11 protein-coding genes are annotated in these 13,929 nt (G+C 62.5%); all 11 read left to right on the top strand.

Annotated elements, in window-relative coordinates; genetic code table 11:
• Positions 1 to 188 precede the first annotated feature (188 nt).
• The 11 genes from gyrA (at position 189) to pyrF (ending at position 13,853) form a co-directional block, all read left to right on the top strand.
• Positions 189 to 2,888, top strand: coding sequence for a DNA gyrase subunit A (gene gyrA / locus RYH70_RS13170; protein ID WP_022996436.1), 2,700 nt, complete (start codon positions 189 to 191; stop codon positions 2,886 to 2,888).
• Between the two features lie 76 nt (positions 2,889 to 2,964).
• Positions 2,965 to 4,044 (top strand): 3-phosphoserine/phosphohydroxythreonine transaminase, encoded by a 1,080-nt coding sequence (serC, locus tag RYH70_RS13165; RefSeq protein WP_026949179.1) that lies wholly within the window; start codon positions 2,965 to 2,967, stop codon positions 4,042 to 4,044.
• Positions 4,045 to 4,240: 196 nt separating this feature from the next.
• The gene (gene pheA / locus RYH70_RS13160) at positions 4,241 to 5,323 is read left to right on the top strand and encodes a prephenate dehydratase (protein ID WP_022996438.1); all 1,083 of its coding nucleotides are present in this window, start codon (positions 4,241 to 4,243) and stop codon (positions 5,321 to 5,323) included.
• A gap of 39 nt (positions 5,324 to 5,362) precedes the next feature.
• A complete protein-coding gene (gene hisC / locus RYH70_RS13155) occupies positions 5,363 to 6,475 on the top strand; it encodes a histidinol-phosphate transaminase (RefSeq protein WP_022996439.1) in 1,113 nt (370 codons plus the stop codon).
• Positions 6,475 to 8,718 carry a bifunctional prephenate dehydrogenase/3-phosphoshikimate 1-carboxyvinyltransferase gene (locus RYH70_RS13150; protein ID WP_022996440.1) on the top strand — a complete coding sequence of 748 codons (2,244 nt, stop codon included), beginning with the start codon at positions 6,475 to 6,477 and terminating at the stop codon, positions 8,716 to 8,718. The genes hisC and RYH70_RS13150 overlap by 1 nt, the downstream gene beginning before the upstream one ends.
• A complete protein-coding gene (gene cmk, locus RYH70_RS13145) occupies positions 8,715 to 9,386 on the top strand; it encodes a (d)CMP kinase (protein WP_022996441.1) in 672 nt (223 codons plus the stop codon). The genes RYH70_RS13150 and cmk overlap by 4 nt, the downstream gene beginning before the upstream one ends.
• A 198-nt stretch (positions 9,387 to 9,584) precedes the next feature.
• Positions 9,585 to 11,264 carry a 30S ribosomal protein S1 gene (gene rpsA, locus RYH70_RS13140; RefSeq protein ID WP_022996442.1) on the top strand — a complete coding sequence of 560 codons (1,680 nt, stop codon included), beginning with the start codon at positions 9,585 to 9,587 and terminating at the stop codon, positions 11,262 to 11,264.
• Positions 11,265 to 11,332: 68 nt separating this feature from the next.
• Positions 11,333 to 11,719, top strand: a complete 387-nt coding sequence (ihfB, locus tag RYH70_RS13135; protein WP_014995307.1) for an integration host factor subunit beta — start codon at positions 11,333 to 11,335, stop codon at positions 11,717 to 11,719.
• A 27-nt stretch (positions 11,720 to 11,746) separates the two neighbouring features.
• Entirely contained in the window at positions 11,747 to 11,986 is a 240-nt protein-coding gene (locus RYH70_RS13130; protein ID WP_022996443.1) for a lipopolysaccharide assembly protein LapA domain-containing protein, read from the top strand.
• The gene (gene lapB / locus RYH70_RS13125; RefSeq protein ID WP_022996444.1) at positions 11,983 to 13,161 is read left to right on the top strand and encodes a lipopolysaccharide assembly protein LapB; all 1,179 of its coding nucleotides are present in this window, start codon (positions 11,983 to 11,985) and stop codon (positions 13,159 to 13,161) included. Before RYH70_RS13130 ends, lapB begins: the two co-directional genes overlap by 4 nt.
• Entirely contained in the window at positions 13,158 to 13,853 is a 696-nt protein-coding gene (gene pyrF / locus RYH70_RS13120) for an orotidine-5'-phosphate decarboxylase (RefSeq protein ID WP_022996445.1), read from the top strand. The genes lapB and pyrF overlap by 4 nt, the downstream gene beginning before the upstream one ends.
• The last annotated feature ends 76 nt before the right edge of the window (positions 13,854 to 13,929 follow it).

Raw genomic sequence — 13,929 nt, 5'->3', positions numbered from 1 at the left:
AGCGGCCTCGGCCGCGAATGGAGCGTGCTGGCGTGCAGGCCTGTCGCGGGACGCCAGTGGCTTATCGGCCGTCATGTCGACCATCGGCCCCCAGCCGGAATACTTATTCAGAGCTTCTCAAGCTGTGCTATCATCGTTGACTTTTCCAGGAGCGTCACCCACGCCACCGAGGATACAAAAGGAACGCCATGACGGACCTCGCAAAAGAAGTCACACCCGTCAATATCGAGGACGAACTGAGACAGTCGTACCTGGATTACGCCATGAGCGTGATCGTCGGACGCGCTTTGCCCGACGTGCGCGACGGCCTGAAACCGGTGCACCGGCGTGTGTTGTTCGCCATGCACGAGCTCAACAACCATTGGAACCGGCCGTACCTGAAGTCCGCCCGGGTGGTGGGCGACGTCATCGGTAAGTACCACCCCCATGGTGACTCCGCCGTATACGACACCATCGTGCGTATGGCCCAGCCGTTCTCGCTGCGCTACATGCTGGTGGACGGGCAGGGCAACTTCGGTTCCATCGATGGCGACTCCGCCGCGGCCATGCGATACACCGAGGTGCGCATGGCCAAGATCGCCCACGAGCTGCAGGCCGATCTGGACAAGGAAACGGTGGATTTCGTCGACAACTACGACGGCACCGAGAGGATCCCGGAAGTGATGCCCACGCGGGTGCCGAACCTGCTGGTCAATGGCTCCTCCGGTATCGCCGTGGGCATGGCCACCAACATTCCGCCGCACAATCTGGGCGAAGTGATCGACGGCTGTCTGGCGCTGATCGACGACGACAGCCTGACCCCGGACGACCTGATGCAATACATCCAGGGCCCGGACTTCCCCACCGCTGGCATCATCAATGGCCGCGCCGGCATCGTGCAGGCGTACCGTACCGGCCGGGGCCGTATCTACGTGCGCGCCCGCGCCACCGTGGAAGAGGCGGACAAGAGCGGCAAGGAAGCAATCATCGTCACCGAGCTGCCGTATCAGGTGAACAAGGCGCGGCTGATCGAGAAGATCGCCGAGCTGGTCAAAGAGAAGAAAATCGAAGGCATCACCGAGCTGCGCGACGAGTCCGACAAAGAGGGCATGCGCATCTACATCGAGCTGCGTCGTGGCGAGAACGGTGACGTGGTGCTCAACAATCTCTATCAGCAGACGCAGATGGAGTCGGTGTTCGGCATCAATATGGTGGCGTTGGAAGACGGCCAGCCGAAGACACTGAACCTGCGCCAGCTGCTGGACGCTTTCCTGCGGCATCGCCGCGAAGTGGTTACCCGCCGCACCGTCTATGAATTGCGCAAAGCACGGGAAAAGGCGCATTTGCTGGAAGGCCTGGCGGTGGCTCTGGCCAACATCGACCCGGTGATCGAACTGATCAAGGCGTCGCCGAGCGGCGCCGAGGCCCGGGAAAAGCTGCTGGCCAAGGGCTGGCAGCCCGGCGATGTGCTGACCATGCTCGAACGCGCCGGTGGCGAGGATATCGCTCGTCCGGACAATCTGGACGAGCAGTTCGGCCTGCGTGACGGGCTTTACTACCTGTCTCCGGAACAGGCTCAGGCGATCCTGGATCTGCGCCTGCAGAAACTGACCGGCCTGGAGCGGGAGAAGCTGGTCACGGACTACCAGGAGTTGCTGGAACAGATCCGTGAGTTGAGCCTGATTCTGGCCGACCCGGAGCGCCTGCTTGAGGTGATTCGCGAGGAACTGCAAGCGATTCGTGACGAGTACGCGGATGAGCGCCGTTCCGAAATTCAGACTTCCCGCTCCGACCTGAGCATGGAAGATCTGATCGCCGAGGAAACCGTGGTGGTCACACTCAGCCACGGCGGTTACGCCAAGATTCAACCCATCGACACTTATACCGCGCAGCGTCGCGGCGGTCGCGGCAAGGCGGCGACGACGGTGAAGGATGAGGACTATGTCGAGCAGCTGCTGGTGGCCGGCACCCACGATACGCTGTTGTGTTTCACCAGCATCGGCAAGGTGTACTGGCTGCGGGTGTTCGAATTGCCGCAGGGCGGGCGCAACTCCCGCGGTAAACCGATCGTCAATCTGATTCCGGCGTTGCAGAAGGAAGAGCGGATCACCGCTATCCTGCGGCTGGACGCGGAAATGGTGCGTCAGCAGGGCAATACCGACGACGAGGACGAGAACGAGGCGGAAGGCGCCGATGTCATCGAAGACGCCGAGGGTGTGGAAGAAGTGGATACCACTCCCGGCCCGTTCATCTTCATGGCCATTTCCAATGGTGTGGTGAAACGCACCGAACTGGCCAAATTCGCCCGGCCGCGCAGCAATGGTCTGATCGCGGTCAAACTGCAGGAAGGCGAGCACCTGGTGAACGTGGCCATTACCCAGGGCGCCGAGGATGTGGTGCTGGTGGCCGGCAACGGCAAAGTGGTGCGTTTCCAGGAATCCAAGGTTCGGGTCATGGGCCGCACCGCGCGGGGCGTGCGCGGCATGAAAGTCGCCGATGGCGAGGAAGTGATCGCGCTGATCGTACCGCAGGAAGGCGGCCAACTGCTGACCGCGTCCGAGCACGGCTATGGCAAGCGTACCGATCTGAGCGAGTTCCCGACCAAGGGGCGCGGCACCCAGGGTGTGATCGGCATGGTGGTCAATGAGCGCAACGGTTCTCTGGTCGGCGCCGCTCAGGTATTTGGCGAGGAGGACATCATGCTGATCTCCAACCAGGGCACGCTGGTGCGTACCCGGGTCGATGAGGTCAGCCATCTGAGCCGTAACACCCAGGGTGTGCGCCTGATCCGTCTTGGTGATGGTGAGGCGCTGTCCGGTCTGGCCACCATTCCCGAGCTGGAAGGCGCGGAGGACGTCGTCGACGACCTGGAAGAGAATCCGGAAGAAGACGGAAACGGAGAAGACTGAGGTTCCGTTTCCTGCTCCCGGCATGACCATTCCGGCCCGGTTCGACCGGGCCGTTTTATCGATACGGAGAAACTGAATGTCCCGCGCTTTCAACTTTTGCGCTGGTCCGGCGGCGTTGCCGGAAGCGGTGTTGCGTCAAGCCCAGGAAGAGTTGCTGGATTTTCGCGGCACCGGCATGTCGGTGATGGAAATGAGCCACCGTGATCAGGTGGTGGTGGAACTGGCCCAGCGTGCGGAGCAGGATCTGCGGGATTTGCTGGGTATCTCCGACGATTACGCGGTGTTGTTCCTGCACGGCGGCGCCAGCACCCAGTTCGCCATGGTGCCGCTGAACCTGATGGGGGACAACGGCAAGGCGGACTACGTCAACACCGGGCAGTGGTCCAGCAAAGCGATCAAGGAAGCGCGCCGTTACGGTGACATCAACGTGGCGGCCAGCAGCGAGGATCGCAACTTCAGCTATGTGCCGCCGCAAGCGGACTGGACCTTGTCCGCCGATGCCGATTACGTGCATTACTGTCCGAACGAAACCATCGGCGGCCTGGAGTTTGACTTCATTCCCGAGGTGGACAAGCCGCTGGTGGCGGACATGAGCTCCACCATCCTGTCCCGGCCCCTGGACGTGAACCGGTTCGGCCTGATCTACGCCGGCGCGCAAAAGAATATCGGCCCGGCCGGCATCACCCTGGTGATCGTGCGCCGCGATTTGCTGGGGCGCGCGGGGGCCAAAGTGCCGGCGATGCTGAACTATCAGATCCACGCCGACAACGATTCCATGTACAACACGCCGCCGACCTTCGCCTGGTATCTGGCCGGTCTGGTGTTCCAGTGGCTCAAGGAGCAGGGCGGCTTGACCGCCATGGCCACCATCAATGAGCGCAAGGCGACGCGGCTGTACGACTTCATTGATGCCAGCGATTTCTACAGCAACCCGGTGGAGAAGGCCAATCGCAGCTGGATGAACGTGCCGTTCGTGTTGGCCGACAGCGATCTGGACAAGGTTTTCCTGGCCGAGGCGGGCGCCGCCGGTTTGCACAATCTGAAAGGTCACCGCAGCGTGGGCGGCATGCGGGCCAGCATTTATAACGCGGTGCCGGAGGCCGCGGTGGAGGCCCTGGTGGCGTTCATGGCGGATTTCGAGAAGCGAAAGGGGTAAAGCGCTAACGCGCGAAACGCCGGCACGCGTATAACGCGCTGGCACGCCATGTTGGGTGGGGGTGTCGAAAGCGGCGGATATGGCGATTGCCGGTGGTGCCCGCAAAGACGATGGGAAACAATGGTGGCACAATCCGGCCGTGCGCCCCCCGCGGTGCGCGGGCGTTATCCGTGCCGGCGTGCAAGCGAGAGAGACAATGACCGATTCGTTGGACAGCCTGAGGGATCAAATCGACGCTCTGGATCAGCAGCTCCAGACGTTGCTCAATCGCCGGGCCGAACTGGCCCATGCGGTGGCGGATGTGAAGCGCCGCGAGGACAGCAATCCGGTGTTCTATCGCCCTGAACGCGAGGCCCAGGTGCTGCAGCGTATCAAGGAGCGCAACCAGGGCCCCATCGACGGTGAGGCCATGGCCCGGCTGTTCCGCGAGGTGATGAGTATTTGCCTGGCGCTGGAACAGCCCATGCGGGTGGCATTCCTGGGACCGGAGGGCACCTTCACCCAGCAGGCGGCGATCAAGCACTTTGGCCACGCGGTGGAAAGCGTGCCGCTTGGCGCGATCGACGAAGTGTTCCGTGAAGTGGAAGCCGGGGCCGCCCATTACGGCGTGGTGCCGGTGGAAAACTCCACCGAGGGCATGGTCAGCCATACCCTGGACACCTTCATGTCCTCCAGCCTGAAAATCTGCGGCGAGGTGGAGCTGCGCATCCACCACCATTTGCTGGCGGGACCTCACACCCGCCGTGACAAGGTCACCCGCGTTTATTCGCACCAGCAAACCCTGGCCCAGTGCCGCCAGTGGCTGGATGCGCATCTGCCCACGGTGGAGCGTATTCCGGTGAGTTCCAATGCGGAGGCCGCGCGGCGGCTGCGTGACGAATGGAACGCGCTGGCCATCGCCGGCGACATGGCGGCCGAGCTTTATGGGCTGGAGCGGGTACAGAGTAATATCGAGGACCGTCCGGACAACACCACACGGTTCCTGGTGATCGGACGCCAGGACACGCCGCCGTCCGGCCGTGACAAGACCAGCATGCTGGTCACCGGCAAGAATCGCCCCGGGCTACTTTCCGATATGCTGCTGCCGTTCCGCGAACAGGGCGTCAACCTGACCCGTCTGGAAAGCCGTCCGTCACGTACCGCCAACTGGAGCTATGTGTTCTTCATCGATTGCGAAGGGCACAAGGAAGATCCGCTGTTGAAGAGCGTGCTGGAAAAGCTGGAAGGGGATGGCAACACCATCCGTATCCTGGGCTCCTACCCCAAAGCGGTATTGTAGAAAAGGCCGTGGATTCGGCCTGAACAAACAGGAAACACCATGACCTGCGATTACATCAAACTGGCTAACGGCGGTGTGCAGCGGCTGCAACCCTATTCTCCCGGTAAACCGATCGAGGAACTGGAGCGGGAACTGGGTATTCGCGACATCATCAAACTGGCCAGTAACGAGAACCCTCTGGGGCCCAGTCACAAAGCGCTGGAAGCGGCGAAGCGGGCGCTGGAGCAGGTTCACCTCTATCCTGACGGCGCCGGCTTCGGCCTGAAGACGGCGCTGGCGGAAAAGCTCGGCGTCAACAGCAATCAGATCACCCTGGGTAACGGCTCCAACGATATTCTCGAACTGGTGGCCCGGGCTTATCTGCAGCCCGGGGAAGAGACGGTCTACGCGGAATACGCGTTCGCCATCTATCCATTGGTGACCGTGGCCTGCTCGGCCAAACCGGTGATGGTGCCGGCGCATCTCTATGGCCACGATCTGGCCGCCATGGCGGACGCCATCAACCAGAACACCCGTATCGTGTTCCTGGCCAACCCGAACAACCCCACCGGCACCTGGTTCAATGATGTGGCGCTGGACCGTTTCCTTGAGCGGGTGCCGGAAGATGTACTGGTGGTTTTGGACGAGGCCTATTTCGAGTATGTGGAAGAGGCCCATTACCCCGACGGTCTGCGCCGGCTGGCGCGCTATCCGAACCTGATCGTCACCCGCACCTTTTCCAAGATTCACGGGCTTGCCGGGCTGCGGGTGGGCTATGCGGTGTCGCATCCGGACGTGGCCGATATCCTCAACCGGGTGCGTCAGCCGTTCAACGTCAATATCCCCGCCCTGGCCGCCGCCGAGGCGGCGCTGGACGATACCGACCATCTGGAGAACTCCCGCTGCGAGAACACCGCCGGTCTCGGCCAGTTGGTGGAAGGGCTGAATCAGCTCGGGCTGGAGCATATTCCCTCGGTGGCCAACTTCATTACCGTGGATTGCGCCGGTGAGGCCTTGCCGGTGTACGAGGCGCTGCTGCGTGAAGGCGTCATCGTGCGCCCGCTTGGCGGCTATGGTCTGCCCAACCACCTGCGCGTCACGGTGGGCACGGCGCGGGAAAACGAACGTTTCCTGAAGGCCCTGGGCAAGGTCATCAAAGCGGGGGCGCGCTGATGAGCCGTGACGCCCCGCTGTTTCGACGGGTGGCGATCATCGGGCTGGGCCTGATCGGCGGCTCTTTCGCCGCCGCTTTGCGGGAGCGGGGCCTGGCGGGCACGCTGGTGGCCGGCAGCCGTTCCGCCCGGACCCTGGAACAGGGCCTGGCCATGGGGCTGATCGATGAAGGCAGCCAGGATCTGGCGTTGGCGGTGCGTGGCGCCGATCTGGTGTTGCTTTCGACGCCGGTGTCAGCAATGGAGCGCTCCCTGGCGGCGCTGGCGCCGGGGCTGTCGGAGCGCGCCATCGTCACCGACGGCGGCAGCGTCAAGGGCAGTGTCATCGCCGCTGCTCGCCGGACGCTGGGGGGGCATTTTTCCCGCTTCGTGCCCGGACATCCCATCGCCGGCAAGGAAACCAGCGGCGTGGCCGCCGCCGACGCCGGCCTCTACCAGGATCACCGGGTGATTCTCACGCCGCTGGCGCAGACCGATCCGGCGGCCACCCGCGCGGTGCGCGAACTGTGGACCGCGCTGGGCAGCGAAGTGCTGGAGATGACGCCGGAGCATCACGACCGCGTGCTGGCGGAAACCAGCCATTTGCCCCATCTTCTGGCGTTTTCCCTGGTCGATACCCTGGCACGCCAGGGCGATTCCACGGAGATCTTCCGCTACGCCGCCGGGGGATTCCGCGATTTCACCCGTATCGCCAGTTCCGACCCGGTGATGTGGCACGATATCTTTCAGGAGAACCGGCGGGCGGTGCTGGATGCTCTGGCCCTGTTCCGGGATGGCATCGACGGTTTCCGTGACGCCATCGAGGCCGGTGACTCCGACGCCCTGATGGGTATCATGACCCGCGCCAACACGGCACGGGCCCATTTTCTGGCGCTCAATGCGAGGACCTCCTATACGCAGGCGCGCCATTCGGATAACGAGAGCAGCATGAGCGATCAGCACGATCCCACCTTCGTGGTTCAGCCCGGTGGCAGCCTGCGGGGCCGCGCCCGGGTACCCGGCGACAAATCCATTTCCCACCGGTCCATCATGCTCGGCGCTCTGGCTGACGGCATCACGGAAGTGGAAGGGTTTCTCGAAGGGGAGGACGCGCTTGCCACCTTGCAGGCGTTCCGTGACATGGGCGTGGTGATCGAAGGCCCCCATAACGGCAAGGTCACCGTGCATGGGGTCGGTTTGCACGGCCTGAAGGACCCGGGCAAGCCGCTCTACATGGGCAACTCCGGCACCTCCATGCGCTTGCTCACCGGGCTGCTGGCCGGTCAGGCGTTTGACGTTACCCTCACCGGTGATGCTTCGCTGTCCAAGCGGCCGATGGAACGGGTGGCCAAACCGCTGCGGGAAATGGGCGCCAGTATTCAAACCGGCGACGGCGGCCGCCCGCCGGTGCGGATCCGTGGCGGGCAGACACTCAAGGGCTTTCATTATGACTTGCCGATGGCGTCCGCCCAGGTCAAATCCGCGCTGTTGCTGGCAGGGCTTTACGCCCAGGGCGAGACAGCGGTGACGGAACCGGCGCCGACCCGCGATCACACCGAACGCATGCTCTCCGGTTTCGGTTATCCGGTGCGCAGTGAAGGGCCGCTACGCGCGGTCACCGGGGGCGGCGCCCTGCGCGCTTGTCATCTGGAAGTTCCGGCGGATATTTCTTCTTCCGCGTTCCTGCTGGTTGGCGCTTCCATCGCGGCGGGCAGTGACGTGCTGCTGCCTCATGTCGGCATCAACCCGACCCGTACCGGCGTGATCGATATCCTGCGTTTGATGGGGGCCGATATCACCCTGGAGAATCAACGTGACAGCGGCGGCGAGCCGGTGGCGGATCTGCGGGTCAGAAGCGCGCCGCTCAAGGGTATCGAGATTCCCGCCGAGCTGGTGCCGCTGGCCATTGATGAATTTCCGGCGATCTTTGTCGCCGCCGCCTGTGCTGAAGGCGACACCGTGCTGCACGGCGCCGAGGAACTGCGGGTGAAGGAGTCCGATCGCATTCAGGTGATGGCCGACGGCCTGAGCGCCCTGGGCGTGGATCTGGAGGTGTTCGAGGATGGCATCCGCATTACCGGCGGTGTTCTCGGTGGTGCCGAGGTGGAATCCCACGATGATCACCGGATCGCCATGAGCTTCGCCATTGCCGGGCTGCGCGCCACGGCGCCGATCACCATTCGCCATTGTGCCACTGTGGCCACCAGCTTCCCCGGGTTCGCCGACCTGATGCGGTCGCTGGGGCTGGGCCTGGAGGTTCGATGATTCCTATTATCGCCATTGACGGACCGGTTTCCTCCGGCAAGGGCACCGTGGCGCGGCGGGTAGCGTCCGCGCTGGGCTGGCATCTGCTTGATTCCGGCGCCCTGTACCGGGTGCTGGGGCTGCATGCGCGACACCAGGGGGTGGCCCTGGATAACAAGCTCGAGCTGGTGGACCTGGCGGAGAATCTGCCTGTCCGGTTCGTGGAGCGGGGCGGGGACACCCGCGTGGTGCTCGAGGAAACCGACGTCAGCGAGGAGATCCGCCAGGAAAGCGTGGGCGAACTGGCCAGCCAGGTGGCGGTGTTGCAGCCGGTTCGCGATGCCTTGTTCGCACGTCAGCGGGCGTTCGCCCAGGCGCCGGGATTGGTGGCGGACGGTCGTGACATGGGCACGGTGGTGTTTCGTGACGCCCCGCTGAAGATCTATTTGACCGCCAGCGCCGAGGAGCGCGCCCGGCGGCGCTACAATCAGTTGAAAGAAAAGGGGTTTGATGCTACCCTCGCGGCCCTTGTGGAGGATATTCGTACTCGTGATGAGCGGGATATGAAGCGCTCCGTGGCACCGCTGAAACCGGCGGAAGATGCCCTGGAGCTGGACTCCACGGACCTGACTGTGGATCAGGTGGTCGCGCGTATCCTCGATGAGGCAGCGGCCCGCTCACTGATCTGACGATCAGGCACAATTGGTTTTCAGAGCCCGAACCGGCTCTTTAAACGGCTTCGGACGCGCCCTGATTGCGGTGGTGCGGCTGGAGCCGTTGCTGCATAACGAACGCCAGCCCCTTACAGTAAACCAGCTTGGGGTGGTGATCGCTTTATCCATAACCCGCGTCTGCTGGCTGGCGCGTGTATCGTGAGACGTTTTTTCATGACTGAATCTTTTGCCGAACTTTTTGAAGAAAGCCTTAAGGACCTGGACGTTGCCCGTGGTTCCATCATCCGCGGCACCGTGGTCGCCATCGACAGCGACTGGGTGGTGGTCAACGCCGGTCTGAAATCCGAAGGCATCATCTCCCGCGACGAGTTCATCAGCGAGAGCGGTGAACTGGAAATCGCCGAAGGCGATGAGGTGGAAGTTGCCGTTGACGCCATCGATGATGGCATGGGCTTCACCCGCCTGTCCCGTGAGAAAGCCAAGCGCGCCGAAGTCTGGGGCGAACTGGAAGTGGCTTTCGACAAAGACGAGATCGTCAAAGGTCAGATCTCCGGCAAGGTCAAAGGTGGTTTCACCGTGGATATCGGTCCGATCCGCGCGTTCCTGCCAGGCTCCCTGGTGGATATCCGTCCGGTTCGCGATGTCACCCACCTGGAAGGCAAGGATCTGGACTTCAAAGTCATCAAGCTGGATCCGAAGCGCAACAACGTGGTGGTTTCCCGCCGCGCGGTCATGGAAGCGGAACACTCCGCCGAGCGCGAAGCTCTGCTGGAATCCCTGCAGGAAGGCATGGTGGTCAAGGGTATCGTGAAGAACCTGACCGACTACGGTGCGTTCGTGGATCTGGGCGGCATCGATGGCCTGCTGCACATTACCGACATGGCCTGGAAGCGCATCAAGCATCCCAGCGAAATCGTCGAAGTGGGCCAGGAAATCGAAGTCAAGGTACTCAAGTTCGACCGCGAGAAAATGCGTGTCTCCCTGGGCCTCAAGCAACTGGGCGAGGATCCGTGGCACGACATCGTGCAGAAGTACCCGGAAGGTGCCCGCGTCAAGGCGCGTGTTACCAACCTTACCGATTACGGCTGCTTCGCCGAGATCGAGGAAGGTGTGGAAGGCCTGGTTCACGTTTCCGAAATGGACTGGACCAACAAGAACATCCACCCGTCCAAAGTGGTAGAGATCGGCGACGAAGTGGAAGTGATGATCCTGGATATCGACGAAGATCGCCGTCGTATTTCCCTGGGCATCAAGCAGTGTCTGTCCAATCCGTGGGAAGCTTTCGCCACCAACTACCAGAAAGGCGACCGCATCTCCGGCAAGATCAAGTCCATCACTGACTTCGGCATCTTCATCGGCCTGGAAGGCGGTATCGACGGTCTGGTGCACCTTTCCGACATCTCCTGGGAAGAAGCCGGCGAAGACGCGGTACGCAACTTCAACAAGGGTGACGAGCTGGAAACCGTGGTTCTGTCCATCGATGCCGAGCGCGAAAGAATTTCCCTTGGAATCAAGCAGTTGACAGACGATCCGTTTGCTCAGTATGTTGCTGCAAACGAGAAGGGCAGCATCGTTAAGGGTACGGTCAAGGCCGTGGACGCCAAAGGCGCCACCGTCGAGCTGGCTGAAAACGTGGAAGGTTACCTGCGTGCCAGCGAGATCAGCCGTGATCGCGTTAACGACGCTTCCCAGGTTCTCAACGTGGGTGACGAGGTGGAAGGCCGGATCACCAACATCGACCGTAAGAACCGTTCCATCAATGTGTCCGTGCGTGCCAAGGATCAGGTTCAGGATCGCGAGGCCATGGACAACCTGCAAGGCCAGGAAGCCAATGCTCCGAAGACCATTGGTGACCTGATCAAGCAGCAAATGGAAAACAGCAACGAGTCATAACGGCTCCTCCCGGGGGCCGGCCACGAGGCCGGCCCCGCTGGGCAGGGAGCCCAGGGGAGTAGGTTGTAATGGCATCTGCGTTAACCAAGTCCAAACTCATCGCTCGGATCGCCAGAACTTACACCAGCAATGATCTCTCCACCAAGGACGTGGAACTCGCCATCAAAGCCCTGATCGACTACATGGCCGACGCCATGGTAGAAGGCGAACGCATCGAGATTCGGGGTTTCGGCAGCTTCTCCCTCCATTTCCGCGCCCCGCGCGTGGGCCGTAATCCAAAGACCGGCGCCAGCGTGGAGTTGCAAGGCAAATACGTTCCCCACTTCAAATGCGGCAAGGACCTGCGTGAACGGGTCAATCGTGCCATGCAGGACGATGACGGGGGCGACCATAACGAGCACCGGAGCGAGCGGCGCCACCATGCCAGCCACAGCGCCAAGGCCATCCGGGGCTGATACCGACGACACCGGGGCCTGACCGACATGCGAACTCTCTACCGTGCTCTGTTGATTCTGGTACTGCTGGCCATTTTCCTGGCCGCATTCTTCTTTGTTACCGCCAACACTCAAATGGTGACTCTGGATATGTTGATCCAGGGATGGCGCTGGCAGGTCAGCCTGGGCGTGCTTGCCGTGGGTCTGCTTGCCGTGGGCCTGTTGGCCGGGCTGCTCACCGGGCTGGGCTTTAAAGGACTGCGTGGGTTGTTTGGAAGCCGTTCATGAGTGAACCCCTATGGCTGATACCGCTGTTCTTCTTCGCCATCGCCATGGGGTTCTTCCTGGGGCGGCGTGAAGGCAAGCGGCGGCAACGGCGGCGCATGGCGTCGCTGTCCCAGGAATACGTGGCCGGGCTCAACTTCCTCCTCAACGAGGAGCCGGACAAGGCGGTGGAAGCCCTGCTCAGCAGTCTGGAAGTCAGCCCCCAGACCCTGGAAACCCACCTCAGCATGGCGCGCCTGTTTCGCAAAAGAGGCGAGTTCGACCGTGCCACCCTGATCCACTCCCACCTGCTGGAAAGCGGCGATTTGCCGCGGCCCACCCAGGAGCAGATCCAGCTTGAGCTGGCCGAGGATTATTTCGCCGGCGGGTTGTTCGACCGCGCCGAGGAAGTGCTGCTGGAAATGCTCGACCAGGATTGTGAGCAGCGCGAGCAGGTAACGCGTCAGCTGATGAAGCTCTATGAGCAGGAGCGTGACTGGCCCAATGCCATTGCCATGGGCGAGCGGCTGATCAAGGGCGACGCCAAGATCGCGCCGATTCTGGCCCAGTATTGCTGCGAGGAGGCGGAAGGGCAGGTGGCCCGTAGCGAACTGGGGCCGGCCCGCCGCACGTTGCGCCGCGCCCTGGGCTTCGATAAGGAGTGCGTGCGCGCCAGCGTCGATCTGGGGCGCCTGGAAATGCGCGAACAGAATTGGGAAGCGGCCATCGCCGCCTTCCGCCGCATCTGGGATCAGGACCGCGACTTCTTCGATGAATACCTGGACGATCTGCGTCAGTGCTATGAACAACTGGAGCAGGAAGAGGACTTCATCCGCATGCTCGCCGACTACAGCGCCGAGCATCCCAGCACCGCCCGGGTGCTGGTGCTGTCCGGTCAGCTCAAGGAGCGCTATGGCGATCGTGAAGCGGCCAAATTCATCGCCGAGTACATGCAGGCCAACCCCTCCGTTCGGGGGTTGGATCGCCTGATCGATATGAATCTGCAGGTGGCTGATCAAAGCGAAGCCCGTGAACAGCTCGAATTGCTCAAGCAATTGACGCAAAGGCTGATGAGCGACCGCACCATCTATCAATGCCGTCGTTGCGGCTTTACCACGCCGCTGTTGCAATGGCGCTGCCCGAGTTGCCGCCGCTGGGGCACCATCAAACCGCGATCCGAAGGAGACGCCAAATCGTGACCCCCAGCAGTCCCATTATCGTTGCTCTGGACTACCCTCGCGCCGAGGACGCCCTGGCCATGGCGGCGCGGCTGGACCCCGCCCGGGTACGGGTAAAAGTGGGCAAGGAGCTGTTTACCCGGGCCGGTCCCGATGTGGTGAGAGCGTTACAGGACCAGGGCTTTGACGTGTTTCTGGACCTCAAGTATCACGACATCCCCAACACCGTGGCCGGCGCCGTGCGTGCCGCCGCCGAATTGGGCGTGTGGATGGTCAATGTGCATGCCAGTGGCGGCAAGCGCATGATGAGCGCCGCCCGGGAAGCGCTGGAAGGTGCCGCCCGCCGGCCCTTGCTTACCGCGGTGACGGTATTGACCAGCCAGACCAGCGACGATCTGCGTGAAGTGGGCATTGCCCGTGCCGCCGAGGAGCAGGTGATGGCACTGGCGCGATTGACCGAGGAGAGCGGTCTGGATGGCGTGGTCTGTTCCGCCCTGGAAGCACCGGTGCTGCGTCGCGCCCGGGGCGAGAACTTCCTGCTGGTGACACCGGGCATTCGTCCCGAGGGCAGTACCAGTGACGATCAGCGCCGCATCATGACCCCGCGCCAGGCCCGCGAGCAGGGCGTCTCCTACATGGTTATCGGCCGCCCTATCACCCAGGCGGCGGAGCCGGCCGCGGTGGTGGACGAAATCCTACAGAGTTTGTCCTGAAACACTGACGATAACTGTCTGAAATGGCGGACAGCCTGCTCCGCGCGTCCCGTTTAGAGTGTCTTCTCCAACAACA

Source organism: Alloalcanivorax xenomutans (assembly GCF_032810065.1).
In the GTDB taxonomy this organism is placed as follows: domain Bacteria; phylum Pseudomonadota; class Gammaproteobacteria; order Pseudomonadales; family Alcanivoracaceae; genus Alloalcanivorax; species Alloalcanivorax xenomutans.
The sequence above is the reverse complement of the archived record's forward strand: the minus strand, read 5'-3'. Positions and strand labels throughout refer to the sequence as shown.

Coding starts and splice junctions, on each gene's coding strand:
- gyrA (WP_022996436.1), top strand. CDS start 189: ATGACGGACCTCGCAAAAGAAGTCACACCCGTCAATATCGAGGACGAA.
- serC (WP_026949179.1), top strand. CDS start 2,965: ATGTCCCGCGCTTTCAACTTTTGCGCTGGTCCGGCGGCGTTGCCGGAA.
- pheA (WP_022996438.1), top strand. CDS start 4,241: ATGACCGATTCGTTGGACAGCCTGAGGGATCAAATCGACGCTCTGGAT.
- hisC (WP_022996439.1), top strand. CDS start 5,363: ATGACCTGCGATTACATCAAACTGGCTAACGGCGGTGTGCAGCGGCTG.
- RYH70_RS13150 (WP_022996440.1), top strand. CDS start 6,475: ATGAGCCGTGACGCCCCGCTGTTTCGACGGGTGGCGATCATCGGGCTG.
- cmk (WP_022996441.1), top strand. CDS start 8,715: ATGATTCCTATTATCGCCATTGACGGACCGGTTTCCTCCGGCAAGGGC.
- rpsA (WP_022996442.1), top strand. CDS start 9,585: ATGACTGAATCTTTTGCCGAACTTTTTGAAGAAAGCCTTAAGGACCTG.
- ihfB (WP_014995307.1), top strand. CDS start 11,333: ATGGCATCTGCGTTAACCAAGTCCAAACTCATCGCTCGGATCGCCAGA.
- RYH70_RS13130 (WP_022996443.1), top strand. CDS start 11,747: ATGCGAACTCTCTACCGTGCTCTGTTGATTCTGGTACTGCTGGCCATT.
- lapB (WP_022996444.1), top strand. CDS start 11,983: ATGAGTGAACCCCTATGGCTGATACCGCTGTTCTTCTTCGCCATCGCC.